Raw genomic sequence first — 14,147 nt, 5'->3', positions numbered from 1 at the left:
CTTTTGGGCGACATGCATGGCTGATCGAATTTGGGAGGAAAGACCATGCCGCTCGCGATGAACCGTGAGGTCTTCATTACCTGTGCCGTGACCGGCTCCGGCGGCACGCAGGATCGCAGCCCGCATGTGCCGCGCTCGCCCAAGCAGATCGCCGATTCGGCGATCGATGCCGCCAAGGCGGGCGCCGCGATCGTCCATTGCCATGTGCGCGACCCCGAGACCGGCAAGCCCAGGCGCGACGTGCATCTCTACCGCGAAGTCACCGAGCGCATCCGCGCAGCAGACGTCGATGTGGTGTTGAACCTCACCGCAGGAATGGGCGGCGACATGGTGTTCGGCTCGCCGGAAGCGCCGCTGCCGCTCAACGAAAGGGGCACCGACATGGGCGGTGCCACCAACCGCATGGAGCATGTGCGCCAGTGCCTGCCGGAGATCTGCACGCTGGACTGCGGCACGATGAACTTCGCCGAGGCCGACTATGTCATGACGAACACACCCGGCATGCTGCGCGCCATGGGCGGCATGATGACGGCGCTGGGCGTGAAGCCCGAGATCGAGGCCTTCGACACCGGGCATCTGTGGTTCGCCAAGCAGTTGGTCGAGGAAAAGGTTCTGAACGCGGATGCGCTGGTGCAGCTCTGCATGGGCGTGCCGTGGGGCGCGCCGGACGACCTCAACACCTTCATGGCGATGGTCAACAACGTGCCGTCGACCTGGAACTGGTCGGCCTTCTCGATCGGCCGCAACCAGATGGCCTATGCCGCGGCCGCCGTGCTGGCCGGCGGCAATGTCCGCGTCGGCCTGGAGGACAATCTGTGGCTCGATAAGGGTGTGCTCGCAACCAACGCGCAGCTCGTCGAACGTGCCGCGAGCATTGTCACCAATCTCGGTGCGCGCGTCCTCGGGCCGGAGGAAGTGCGCAAGAAGCTCAACCTGACCAAGCGGGCGCCGATCGCAGCGTGATTTGAAGGGAGTCAAAAAATGGCTACCGTCAAATTCACCGCGATGAAGGATGGCGACAGGCAAGACTACGAATTCCTGACCGCCCACGAGATCGACTATGCCGCCAGGACCGGCGATCGGCTGCTCGATGCGCTCGTGCAACTCGACGAGGGCCTGTCCGGCTACAAGATCACCCGGCTCGGCCACTCGCTGCAGGCCGCGACGCGCGCCTGGCGCGACGGCGCCGACATCGACTGGCTGGTCTCGGCGCTGCTGCATGACATCGGCGACATCTACGCGCCCTATAACCACGACGAATATGCCGCGACGATCCTGAAGCCTTTCGTGCGCGAGCAATGCACCTGGGTGGTGGAAAAGCACGGCGACTTCCAGCGCCTCTATTACGCGCATCATCTCGGCGGCGACCGGCATGCCCGCGACCGCTTTGCCGGCCATCTCTATTTCGATGACTGCGACCAGTTCTGCGAGCGCTGGGACCAGTCGAGCTTCGACCCCGACTACGACACGCTGCCGGTCGAGTTCTTCCGGCCCTTCGTGCTCGAAGTCTTCGCGCGCAAGGCCTACGACCCGACAGTGATCCGCGCCGGCGAGCGCGTGCCGCTTACCGATCCAGAAACAGCCAAGACAAGAACCGGAGCCTGAGCATGAGCATCATCAACAAGGCGGCCGCCATCGGCGGCGGCGTGATCGGCGCCGGCTGGGTGGCGCGCCTGCTCTTGAACGGCATCGACGTGTCGATCTTCGATCCGGACCCCGAGGCGTCGCGCAAGGTCAGCGAAGTGATGAAGGGCGCGCGGCGCGCCTACAAGCAGATGCTGCCCGGCGGCCTGCCCAGGGAAGGCAAGCTCACCTTCGCCAAGACGATCGCCGAAGCGGTGGCTGACGCCGATTTCATCCAGGAGAGCGTGCCGGAGCGGCTCGACCTCAAGCACAAGGTGCTGGCCGAGATCGACCTGCATGCGCCGGCCAATGCCATCGTCGGCTCGTCGACCTCCGGCATCAAGCCGACCGACATGCAGGTGGCGATGAAGAAGCATCCGGAACGGCTGGTGGTCGGCCACCCATTCAACCCGGTCTATCTCTTGCCGCTGGTCGAGATCGTCGGCGGCCAGCGGACTTTTCCGGAGGCGATCGAGGTCGCCAGGGAACTCTACGCCTCGATCGGCATGAAGCCGGTGGTGGTGCGCAAGGAGATCGAGGCCTTCGTCGGCGACCGCCTCTTGGAAGCGGCCTGGCGCGAGGCGCTGTGGCTGGTCAAGGACGGCATCTGCACCGTCGAGGAACTCGACGACATCATGCGTTACTCATTCGGCCTGCGCTGGGCGCAGATGGGCATGTTCCAGGTCTATCGCGTCGCCGGCGGCGAGGCCGGCATGCGCCACTTCATGGCGCAGTTCGGGCCCTGCCTGAAATGGCCGTGGACCAAGCTGATGGACGTGCCGGAGTTCAACGACGAGCTGGTCGACCTGATCGCCACGCAATCGGACGAGCAGGCGAATGGCCTGTCGATCCGCGAGCTGGAAAAGATCCGCGACGACAATCTGGTCGCGATCATGGAAGCGCTGTCGAAGCAGAACAAGGGCAAGGGCTGGGGTGCCGGCGCGCTGCACAAGGATTATACGAAACAACTCGCCAAGCTGGCGGCGAAGCCGGCCACCAAGGCAACGGAGAAGGTGAAGGCCGACAAGCCGGCGAAGAAGGCCGCCAAGCCGGCAAAAGCCGTGAAGCCTGCAAAAGCCGACAAGGCGAAGAAGAGCAAGAAGAAGGGCTGAGGCGATGCATTTCGGGCTTTCGGAAGAACAAAAGCTCATCGTCGAGACGACGCGTGCCTTCGTCGAGAACGAGCTTTACCCGCATGAGCGCGAGGTGGAGCGCACCGGCGAACTGCGCCGCGAGTTGATCGACGAACTGAAGGCCAAGGCGATCGCGGCCGGCCTTTACGCCGCCAACATGCCGGCCGACGTCGGCGGCGCCGGTCTCGATACGGTCAGCTGGCTGCTCTACGAGAAGGAGCTTGGCCGCGCTAACTATGCGCTGCACTGGACCTGCGTGGCGCGGCCCTCCAACATCCTGCTCGCCGGCACGCCGGAGCAGCGCGAGAAATATCTCTTCCCCTGCATCCGCGGCGAGAAATGGGACTGCCTGGCGATGACGGAGCCGGGCGCCGGCTCGGACCTGCGCGGCATGAAGGCGACCGCCGTGCAGGACGGTTCGGACTGGGTGCTCAACGGCACCAAGCATTTTATCTCCCATGCCGACCTTGCCGATTTCGCGATTTGTTTCATGGCTTCCGGCGAAGAGGATTCGCCGCGCGGCAAGCGCAAGAAGATCACCGCCTTCTTCGTCGACAAGGGCACCAAGGGTTTCACGGTGCGCGACGGCTACCGCAACGTCTCGCATCGCGGCTACACCAACTCGATCCTCGAGTTCGACGACTGCCGGCTGCCGGCGAGCCAAATCCTGGGCGAAGTGCACAAGGGCTTCGAGGTGGCGAATTCCTGGCTCGGCGCCACGCGCCTGCAGGTCGGCGCCACCTGCCTCGGCCGCGCCGAGCGCGCGCTTTCGCACGCCATCGAATATGCCGCGCAGCGCCAGCAGTTCGGCCAGCAGATCGGCAAGTTCCAGGGGGTGTCCTTCAAGCTCGCCGACATGGCGACGGAGCTGAAGGCCGCCGACCTGATGGTGTTCGAGGCCGGCTGGAAGTACGATCAGGGCACCGTCACCGATCAGGACATGGCGATGGCCAAGCTGAAGGCCACCGAGATGCTGGCTTTCGTTGCCGACGAAGCGATCCAAATCCATGGCGGCATGGGGCTGATGGACGACCTGCCGCTGGAGCGCATCTGGCGCGACGCCCGCGTCGAGCGCATCTGGGAAGGCACTTCGGAGATTCAGCGACATATTATTTCGCGGGCGTTGCTGCGTCCGTTCGGGGGTTAGAGCATGATCGCCAAAAATCGGGATCCGGTTTTGGGAAAAGATCGCGCTCAAACGAAAAGATGACCATGCATAAACTCGAACGTCTCCTGCGCCCGAAATCGATCGCCGTGTTCGGCGGTGCGCAGGCCGCCGCCGTCGTCGCGCAATCGATCAAGATGGGCTTTGCCGGCGAGATCTGGCCGGTGCATCCGACCAAGGACGAGGTCGCCGGCCGCAAGGCTTATCGCTCCGTCGCCGACCTTCCCGGGGCGCCGGACGCCGCTTTTGTCGGCGTCAACCGGCATCTCACCATCGAAGTCGTCAAGGCGCTGGCCGAGCGCGGCGCCGGCGGAGCCGTCTGCTTTGCCGCCGGTTTCCTCGAGACCGAGGCCTATGACGAGGATGGCGAGCGGCTGCAGGCGGAGCTCGTCGCCGCCGCCGGCGAGATGCCGATCATCGGCCCGAACTGCTATGGCCTGATCAACTATGCTGACGGCGCGCTGCTTTGGCCCGACCAGCACGGCGGCATCAGGCTGGCCGACGGCGGCAAGGGCGCCGCCATCATCACACAGTCCTCCAACATCGCCATCAACATGACGATGCAGAAGCGCGGCCTGCCGATCGCCTTCCTGATGACGGCCGGCAACCAGGCGCAGACCGGCCTTTCGGAAATGGCACTCGGCCTGATCGAGGACGAGCGCGTCACCTCGCTCGGTCTGCACATCGAGGCGTTCGACTCGGTAGCCGGCTTCGAGAGGTTGGCCGCCCGAGCCCGCGAGCTGAAGAAGCCGATCATCGCCATGAAGGTCGGCCGCTCCGAACAGGCGCGGCAGGCGACTGTCTCGCATACCGCCTCGCTTGCCGGCTCAGACGCCGCCTCCGGCGCCTTCCTGAAGCGGCTCGGCATCGCGCGCGTCGATTCGATTCCGGCCTTCATCGAGGCGCTGAAGCTCTTGCACATCACCGGACCGCTGCCCGGCTACAAACTCTCATCGATGAGCTGCTCGGGCGGCGAAGCCTCCGTCATGGCCGACAGCGCGGAAGGCCGTTGGGTGCATTTCCCGACGCTGAGCGCCGAGCATCGCGCCCATGTCAAATCGACGCTCGGGCCCCTGGTCGCGGTCGCCAATCCGCTCGACTACCACACCTTCATCTGGAACAACGAGCCGGCGATGACGGCCACCTTCACCGCCATGGTGTCGGGCGGCTTCGACCTCAACATGCTGGTGCTCGACTTCCCGCGCCCCGACCGCTGCTCGGACACCGATTGGTGGGCGACGCTGCGCGCTTTCGAGGCGGCGCTGAAGACCAACAGGGCGCAAGGCGCGATCGTGTCGTCGCTGCCCGAGAACCTGCCGGAGGAATACACCGCCGGGCTGATGGCGCGCGGCATGGTGCCACTGTTCGGCATTTCGGAAGCCATGGACGCCGCCCAGGCGGCGGCCTTCATCGGCTGGGCCTGGCGCGAGCCCGCGGCGCAGCCGGTCGACACCACGGCGGCTGGCGCGACCGATGGCGACCATGTCACACCCGACGAGGCCGAGGCCAAGGACAGGCTGATCAAGGCCGGCCTGCCGGTGCCGACAGGCGAGCGCGCTTCCAACGCGGTCGAGGCGGTGATCTCGTCGATGGCGCTCGGCTTCCCGGTGGCACTGAAGGCGCTGGGCGTGACGCACAAGTCGGAAGTCGGCGCGGTGCGGCTGAACCTCAAGGACGCCGAATCCGTCAGCAACGCGGCGCATGACCTGCTGCCGCTCGGCACCGGCCTCTATGCCGAGCGCATGGTACGCGACGGCGTCGCCGAGCTGATCGTCGGCTTCACCCGCGATCCTATGTTCGGCGCCGTGATGACGCTCGGCACCGGCGGCGTGCTGGTCGAGCTGTTGCGCGACAGCGTGACGCTCATGCTGCCGGCGACGCGCGACGACATCGAGGCGGCATTGCGTGGATTGAGGCTCTATCCGCTGCTCGAAGGCTATCGCGGCCGGCCGAAGGCCGACGTCGCGGCCGCCATCGACGCCATCGCCGGCATTGCCGACTTCGTCCAGAAGAATGAAGGCGAGATCGAGGAGCTGGACATCAACCCGCTGATCGTCTGCGCCGAAGGCAAGGGCGCGTGGATCGCCGACACCCTGCTGGTGCTTGGAGAAAAGAAGAATGGCTGACGTCATAACCACCCGCCGCGAAGGCACCATCCTGGAAGTCGCGCTCGACCGGCCGAAAGCCAACGCCATCGACTTGAAGACCTCGCGGCTGATGGGCGAGACGTTCAAGGCGTTCCGCGACGACCCCGCCTTGCGCGTCGCCATCGTCAAGACCGCCGGCGACAAGTTCTTCAGCGCCGGCTGGGACTTGAAGGCGGCAGCGGCGGGCGACGCGGTCGACGGCGACTACGGCGTCGGCGGCTTCGCCGGGCTGCAGGAACTGCGCGACTTGAACAAGCCGGTGATCGCCTGCGTCAACGGCATGGCGGTGGGCGGCGGCTTCGAGCTGGCGCTGTCCTGCGATCTCATCTACGCCTCCGACCATTCCTCCTTCGCGCTGCCCGAGATCCGTGCCGGCACGCTGGCCGACGCAGCCACCATCAAGCTGCCCAAGCGCATCCCCTATCATGTCGCCATGGACCTTCTGCTCACCGGCCGCTGGATGGATGTGGCGGAAGCGCATCGCTGGGGCCTGGTCAACGAGGTGCTGCCCAAGGAGAAGCTCGAGGACCGCGTCTGGGAGATCGCCAGGCTGCTGGCCAGCGGCCCGCCGCTGGTCTTCGCGGCGATCAAGGAGACGGCGCGCGTGGCGGAAGCGCTGACCTTCCAGGACGCGATGAACAAGGTGACCCGCCGCCAGCTGCCGACGGTCGATATCCTCTATGGCTCGGAGGACAATCTGGAAGGGTTCCGGGCGTTCGCCGAAAAGCGCGAGCCGGTGTGGAAGGGGAAGTAGTCTCACAGACGATGGCGTTCCTTCGCACCCCCCTCAGCCCTGCCCGTCCTTCGCAGCAGCTGCGCTGCAGCTACGGAGGGTGGACCGGGCATCTCCCCCGCAAGGGAGATCGGATGTCGCCGTCGCTTTCGCCAATCGCCGACGTTGAAGGAGAAGTGCCGTCGACGAAACTGCCAATCTCCCCCCTTGCGGGGGAGATGGCCGGCAGGCCAGAGGGGGGTGCCCAGGCTCGACCTCCAAAGTCGGTCCAAATACTATGACCGACTACAGAAAATTGATCGACGCCGAGACCTGGGCCTTCATCGACAAGACCAATTCCTATTGTCCGCCTGACACGATCGACTACACGATCGCCGAGCAACGGGCGATCTACGACCGGATGTGCCGGGAATTCTTCGCCGGCTATCCGCAAGGCGTAACGACGGAAACGACGGCAATAGCCACGCCGACCAACAGCATCCCGATCCGCATCTACCGCAACACGGAACCGAACGGAGCCGCCATGGTGCTTTATGTCCATGGCGGCGGCTTCATCCTTGGCGGGCTGGACAGCCATGACGATGTCTGCGCCGAGCTTTGCGCCCGCACCGGCTATGACGTTACCTCGGTCGACTACCGGCTGGCGCCGGAGCATCTGCATCCGGCCGCCTTCGATGACGTCATGGACGCGTTCGAATGGGCGGCCAGGACCTACGACTGCCCGGTCGTGCTTTGCGGCGACAGCGCCGGCGGCAATCTCTGCGCCGCGGTTGCTCATGCCACGCGCGGCCACAAGAAAAAGCCGATCGGCCAGGTGCTGATCTATGCGGGCCTTTTCGGCGATCGTTCGAAGGGCTCCTATGTGACGCATGCCGAGGCGCCGATGCTGACGGCGCGCGATATCGAGTTCTACAAGCATATCCGTACCGGCGGCGTGGACCAGACCGGCGATATCACACTCTACCCACTCGCCGATGCCGATTTCGCCTACCTGCCGCCCACAGTGCTGATCACCGCGCAATGCGATCCGCTATCCTCCGACGGCGAGGCCTATCGTGACCACGTCGTCGCGGCCGGCGGGAGAGCCTGGTGGTTCGAGGAGCCGGGGCTGGTGCATGGCTATCTGAGGGCGAGGCACACGGTCGGCCGGGCGCGATCGAGCTTCACCCGCATCGTCGAGGCGGTATCCGTGCTCGGCAAGGGCGAGTGGATCTGGTGATCCTCCCAGGCGGCCAGGACAGCTCCTCCCCGAAACATCTCCCGCTTTGAACCTTTCCGCGTCAGCCCGCGACTGACGACCAGGCACCGCATGGTGCGGGCGGAAAGGAGGCCCCTCTATGACCCGAAACCCAGAGGCTCCGCGGTCTCCGGGAGCAACACGAGCTCAACGCGACCACCGTCTCCGGGACGAGGTCGATGCGCTGGGCTTTCGGCTGATTCCGTTGACCCTGCCAGGCAGCCGGCGTATCGTCATCAAGCGGAAAATAGACAATTCTATCAAGGACGAACGAGCCGGAACGCCGCGCCTTAGCCTGATTTGCGCGGCGACCACGGAGGGTTCTTCCGACGGCTTCGGGGGGAGTTCAATGTCTTGCGACCGCGGCTCGTTCGTGACTTCTCGCGCCGGCGGTTTGCGGCGTGCAATAACGACAACCGGTGGAATTCTTGCCCTGGCGTTGTCCGCTGGCCTTTGGCTCGGCGGCGCGTCACAGGCCCAGGAAACCCGGATCATCTATCCCGGCTCGATGGCTGTGACCGGCTTCCCCGGCACTGTCATCCCCGATTTCGAGCAAGGTTTACCGCCCGGCGTCGATCCGGTCGACGAAACCTTCATCGACACATCGCAGGCCTCGTTGCGGATTTTCGACGTCTCGCGTCTCGGCGGCCCGGCCTCCGGCCAGCTCGTCTACACGCCGCCGCCTTTCGAGGTGACGGCCGGCCAGATCGGCGAGGTGTTCGGCCTTACCTATGACGACGGCGTGCGCGATGGCGTGCCGTCGGGCATCCCCAACCTCTATGCGGCGGCGACCTCGCTGCATGGCATCGAGATCGTCACGCCGGATGCCGACGATGACGGCCGCCCCGAGCGGCAGCGCCGCGGCACCGCCAGTGCGACCTTCATGGACGGCCAGTTCGGCATCGAGAACGGCGGCGGTCCAGGCACGATCTGGAAGGTCGACGGCATCACCGGCGCGGTCTCGAAATTCGCCGACATCGACACCAACAGCGGGCCCGGCATCGCCAATCTCGCCTTCGATCCCATCCACCGAGAGTTCTTCGCCTCCGATCTCGATACCGGCCTGATCCACCGCATGGACCCCGACGGCAATCTGATCGACAGCTTCGACCATGGCGTCGCCGGACGTCCGGCACATGGCCTTGCGCCGGTCGCCGATGACGGCGCCGTGATGGACATCCATGCCGCCGCTTTCGACAGCCAAGACCCGAAGACCTGGGGCTATACCCAGGACGAGCGCCGCGTCTGGGCGATCTCCTATCATGGCGGCCGGCTCTACTATTCCGTCGGCGAGAAGGCGGAGATCTGGTCGGTCGGCATTGCGAGCGACGGAAGCTTTGCCGGCGATCCGCGCTGGGAGCTGACGGTCAAGGCCGACCAGGACTATGCCGTCACCGATATCGCCTTCGACAACAAGGGCTTCCTGTATCTCGCCCAGCGCGGCCCGATCGAGAACCGCTATGACTACAGCGGCTTCGCCTCATCCGGCAAAGGCGAGGTCATCCGCTACCAGCGCGAGGACCCGGACGATCCGGCGACCGAATCGGTCTGGGTGGAAGTGCCGCAGGAATACGCGATCGGCTTCCCGCAGGGCAACCGCCAGTCGGCCGGCGGCGTCGACCTGCAATACCGCTACGATGCCGAGGGCAATCTGGACACCAGCGTTTGCACCGACACTGTCGTCAACACCGGCGACAAATTGCGCGACAATCCGGAGCTTGCCGAGCGGCTCGCCGCCGGCGGCCCGCTTGCCGTGCATGGCGTGCAGCTCACGCCGAGCGCGCTGGTCAAGCCGGCCAACGTGCCGCCCTTCGGCTCATGGTTCGTCGACTTCGACGGCTATTTCGAAGACCCGGACGTCGAAGGCCATGTCGGCGACGTCAGGGTCTGGCGCCCTTGCGAAGGCCGTGCCGGCTATTATGAGGACATCCCCGGCGGCGGCTACCTGCCTCCCTTCTATCCGCCTGATTTCCCGCCGCCCGGCAACCTGCCGCCCTGCATCGATGTCGAGGACGTCCAGTATTTCTGCACGCCTCGCGGGCTTCAGGCCGATCTCTATCTCAAAGACCCGGCCGGCTTCGGCGGCGATTCGATCAAGGCTCTGTCCAAGACGCCGGGCGTCGGGGTGACCTCACCCATATCGCACGCGCCGGGCAAGCCCTACACGATCGACATCACCGGCCATAATCCGGGCGAAACCGTCAATGTCGGGCTCTGCTTCTACCGGAAGTCCGACCGGGACAAGGGCGGTTACTATCCTTGCTGCAAGATGACGCTGCCGCTCAGAACGCCGGCCGTCAGCTGCGAAGCGCCGAGGAGGGGCAGATGAACGATCTCGCCCTTTCCCGCTTCGCTTCGCGCAAAACCGTCATGGAGACGATCATGAAACCCCTGTCATACGCCAGGCGCGGCGCGCGCTGGCTGATGGCGGCCGGTATCGCGGTCGCCATGACGCCGGCGCTGCCGGCGCTCGCCCAAGACAAGGCTCCGGCCGCGGCCGCCAATCCGGAATCCGCTCCTGAACAGCGCGGCATCAATCCGGAACTCGGGCGAATCGTGCCCTTCTTCACCAAGATAGGCGGCCAGAGAAGCTGCGATACCGTCGAATATGTCTTGAGCTTCGGCATCCACGGCGACCCGCAGGACTTCGACCGGCCAAGCGTGGCGGCCCTCTTGAAAGCGACAAGGCTCGACTTCAGGGACCAGCTGCCGCACGGCCTGCAGATCGTCAGCGTCGACGTCGTCGGCGACGGCACGAGCGCTTCCGGCGGACCGCTGCCCGCCGCTTCGATCAGCACATCGGCCGGCCCGGACGATACGACGACCGTCTCCAATTTCCGGATCAGCGCCTCCAACCTCGACGGCGTCGGTCCTGCCAACGAACGCGTGATCACCTTCCGGATTGCGGCCAAGATAGACCATGCCGCCTTTCCCGCACCGGCGACGGTCGACAACCAGGGCGAGATGAAAGTGGCCCTCAGGGGTGGTCCGGCAACCACGATCCCGTCACAGGATCCGGACAAGCCCGACGACGGCGATTTCCTCACTGGCGTGAAGACTTCGATCAAGATCGACCTGAGCAAATGCAACCCGCCGCCTCCGCCTCCCGGCAAGGAATGCTTCAAGGTCGAGCGCGGCACGGTCGACTGCGTGCCCGGCGGCGGCGCCTTCATCTACCACATGCCGGTCGGCCCGGAGATGGGCGGCAAGTGGGTGCAGGTGTCGACGACGACGCCCGGCATCACCATCGTTCCCGACACGCAACAGGTGCCTGCGGGCGGCGGCGTGCTGAACTGGAAGATCATCGGCGCCTCGCCCGGCGATGCCATCCATCTCGTCGTCACCGGCATCGACACCTATGCCGGGCCGAAGGAAGGCTGGGGGCTCTGCTGCACGCAGACGATCGACATCGTCATTCCGCGCGACCTCAGATGCCCGCCTGAAAAGCAGCCCGACCTCAAGGTCGAGAAGTGGGCCGAGGTGCCGCGTTGCACGATGGCCGGCGGCTGCGATTTCACCATCACGGTCACCAATGTCGGCGACGGGCCCTACAACGGCAAGATCGTGCTCGACGAGGTGACGCTGCCGGCGGGCTCGGTGGTCACTTCAGGACCGAATCCGCCCTGGGTCTGCGCGCCCGCAATGACGCCGATGACCTGCACCCATCCGGTGACCACGCTCAACCCCGGCGCCTCCGTCAACCTCAAGCTCGGCTTCAAGCCGGCCGGCGGCTGGCAGGGCGGCGTGCTGCGCAACTGCGCCGCCTATGATTACCAGGCCAGCGGCAAGCCGCTGTTCGGCAGCCAGCAGAACGACCGCGGCTGCGCCTCGATCCCGATCTGCCGTCGTGGCGATCGCGACCCGCGGTGCCAGCCTCCGGTCGAGAAGAAGGTCGACCTGATCCTGAAGAAGCGCGCCCGCGTCCCGGTCTGCACGCTGGAGGGTGTCTGCTATTTCGTGATCGACATCATCAACAACGGCACCAACACCTATAACGGGCCGCTGACGGTGATCGACACCTATCCCGGCGGCGCGCCGACCTCCTCGACCTTCGGGCCGAGCCCGCCATGGACCTGCGGACCGAACGGCCCCGGCCAGTTCCGCTGCGACAATGCCGGCATCTCGCTGCCTCCGGGCGCTTCGACGCCGATCGTCGTCAAGGCGGTGATGCCGGCAAACTACCGGCCGGATAGCGTCGAGAATTGCGCCGAGGTGAAGGCCATCCCCGGCGAGGCCGACCTCGCCAACAACAAGGCCTGCGCGACCGAGCGCATCCGCCATCCGAACGGCGGCCAGCCCGGCCTGCGCATCACCAAAATATGCGAGGGCTCGCTCGCCGGTGCCGCGGCGATTTCCTGCCGGATCACCGTCAGCAACGCCGGCACCGCCGCCCCCACCGGTCTGGTGCGGGTCAATGATGCCGCCACGCTTATATCGGGCGGTATGCCGGCAGCCATCCAGACCGTGACCCCCGACGGCGCTGACTGGAGCTGCGGGCCGGTGCCTGCCAACACGCTGTCGTGCCAGATTCCCGGCGCGGTCATGACGCCCGGAACCAGCCGGCATTTCGACGTGACGGTGAGCGCCAATGGCGCGTTCGAGAACTGCGCGCGCGGCTCCTATGGGCCGGCGCCGGGCGACGATATCGTCTATCCGATCGGCCAGGCCTACGCCAAGGGCGGCGGCGCCTCGACCATCCGCGTCGAGAAGACCGGCGATGCCGAGTGCCAGCCGGGCGCGCCCTGCTCGTTCGAGATCACTATCGCGAACGATGGGCCAAACGCCTTCTCCGGCCCGGTCCGCATCGGCGATGCGGTCGGTCTGGACGGCGTTGGCCGCCTGGAAGGCGTTCCGATCGCCTCGATCGATCCGCCCTTCGGCTGCTCGCCGGAACCGACGACGCTGCCGGCATCCTGCATCGCCAAGCTGACGCTTGGCGCCGGTGAAAGCCACACGCACCATGTCAGCGTGGTCCTTCCCGACCTTGCCAAACTGCAGGGCGCGGTCAGCGGGCAGAACTGCGTCGGCGTGCTCTCGCCGAACACGCCGGTGCAGGGCGGCAGCGACGTGCTGTCGCGCGCCCCGACCAACGCACAGGGCGATCGCGGCAAGGCCTATGCCTGCCACCCCTTCACCATCAAGCGTGAAGCGAAGACCCAATGCTCGGCCGGCATGGTGCTCAACTCGGCCGGCCGCTGCGCCTGCCCGGAGGGCACCAGCTTCCGGAACGGCCAGTGCTCCGGCGGCGGCACCCAGCTTCTGCCGCTGCCAGTACCGCAACGCTGCGTCCTGCTCAAGGGCCAGATCCGGACCGAGGATGGGCGCTGCGTTTGTCCGCGCGGCACCGAGCTGGAAAACGGCAAATGCGTACGGGGCGAGCAGCCGCAGGAGCCGCAGTGCACGCTGCGTCCCGGCCAATACCGCGACCAGGACGGCAATTGCGTGTGCCGGCGTGGCGAGCTGGTGAACGGCGTCTGCCAGGTCGTTCCGCCGAAATGCACGATCCGTGGCGCCGTGCCGACTTCAAATGGCTGCGTCTGCCCGAAGGGCACGCATCTCGACCGCGTCGCCAAGGCCTGCGCGCCCGACAGGCAGCCGCCCAGCCAGTGCCGGATTCGCGGCCAGGTGCGCAATGCCGACGGTGATTGCGTCTGCCCGAGGGGAATGGAGGTGAGGGGTAAGGTCTGCGCGCCGGTCAAGAAGCCGCAAGCGTGCTCCATCCGCGGCCAGATCCTCAACAAGCGTGGCGCCTGTGTATGCCCGCGCGGCACCGAGGTGATAGAAGGCAGGTGCGGCACGTTCGAAGACGCTGAATGCGCTCCGGGCTCGCAGATGATCGACGGCATTTGCCAGCCGATCGTCAGGCGGCGCTGCCCGGTCGGGACGACCGGACGGTATCCGGACTGCTTCCCGATCCGCAGGCGGCCAGGCCTGGAGATCGATCCGAACCTGCTGCTCAATCCGAACATCCTGCAGCAGCTGGTGCCAAGGGACCGACCAAGATTGCAACGGAACCCGGCGACCAACAACCTTCAGTAACGGAGCTGCGGCCACATCGCGAACCCGCCGGAGCAATCCGGCGGGTTGTTATTTTCCCGCGTCCCAGCCG

At 65.9% G+C, this 14,147-nt stretch carries 9 protein-coding genes; all 9 read left to right on the top strand.

The window, feature by feature from the left end; all coding sequences use genetic code 11:
• Positions 1 to 45: 45 nt before the first annotated feature.
• Positions 46 to 963 carry a beta-keto acid cleavage family enzyme gene (locus ABID26_RS17830; protein ID WP_292302807.1) on the top strand — a complete coding sequence of 306 codons (918 nt, stop codon included), beginning with the start codon at positions 46 to 48 and terminating at the stop codon, positions 961 to 963.
• A gap of 18 nt (positions 964 to 981) precedes the next feature.
• Entirely contained in the window at positions 982 to 1,605 is a 624-nt protein-coding gene (locus ABID26_RS17825) for an HD domain-containing protein (RefSeq protein WP_292302806.1), read from the top strand.
• A gap of 2 nt (positions 1,606 to 1,607) precedes the next feature.
• On the top strand, positions 1,608 to 2,735 hold the full coding sequence (locus ABID26_RS17820; RefSeq protein WP_126096672.1) for a carnitine 3-dehydrogenase: 1,128 nt from the start codon (positions 1,608 to 1,610) through the stop codon (positions 2,733 to 2,735).
• Positions 2,736 to 2,739: 4 nt separating this feature from the next.
• Entirely contained in the window at positions 2,740 to 3,903 is a 1,164-nt protein-coding gene (locus ABID26_RS17815; RefSeq protein WP_354416015.1) for an acyl-CoA dehydrogenase family protein, read from the top strand.
• Between the two features lie 65 nt (positions 3,904 to 3,968).
• A complete protein-coding gene (locus ABID26_RS17810) occupies positions 3,969 to 6,047 on the top strand; it encodes an acetate--CoA ligase family protein (protein ID WP_126096674.1) in 2,079 nt (692 codons plus the stop codon).
• Positions 6,040 to 6,822 (top strand): carnitinyl-CoA dehydratase, encoded by a 783-nt coding sequence (locus ABID26_RS17805; RefSeq protein ID WP_126096675.1) that lies wholly within the window; start codon positions 6,040 to 6,042, stop codon positions 6,820 to 6,822. Before ABID26_RS17810 ends, ABID26_RS17805 begins: the two co-directional genes overlap by 8 nt.
• Before the next feature lie 256 nt (positions 6,823 to 7,078).
• The gene (locus ABID26_RS17800) at positions 7,079 to 8,020 is read left to right on the top strand and encodes an alpha/beta hydrolase (RefSeq protein WP_126096677.1); all 942 of its coding nucleotides are present in this window, start codon (positions 7,079 to 7,081) and stop codon (positions 8,018 to 8,020) included.
• 367 nt (positions 8,021 to 8,387) lie between these two features.
• The gene (locus tag ABID26_RS17795) at positions 8,388 to 10,367 is read left to right on the top strand and encodes an NHL repeat-containing protein (RefSeq protein ID WP_354416014.1); all 1,980 of its coding nucleotides are present in this window, start codon (positions 8,388 to 8,390) and stop codon (positions 10,365 to 10,367) included.
• Positions 10,364 to 14,077, top strand: coding sequence for a DUF7929 domain-containing protein (locus tag ABID26_RS17790; protein WP_126096679.1), 3,714 nt, complete (start codon positions 10,364 to 10,366; stop codon positions 14,075 to 14,077). The genes ABID26_RS17795 and ABID26_RS17790 overlap by 4 nt, the downstream gene beginning before the upstream one ends.
• Positions 14,078 to 14,147: the final 70 nt, after the last annotated feature.

This window comes from Mesorhizobium shonense (assembly GCF_040545255.1).
In the GTDB taxonomy this organism is placed as follows: Bacteria; Pseudomonadota; Alphaproteobacteria; order Rhizobiales; family Rhizobiaceae; genus Mesorhizobium; species Mesorhizobium shonense.
The sequence above is the reverse complement of the archived record's forward strand: the minus strand, read 5'-3'. Positions and strand labels throughout refer to the sequence as shown.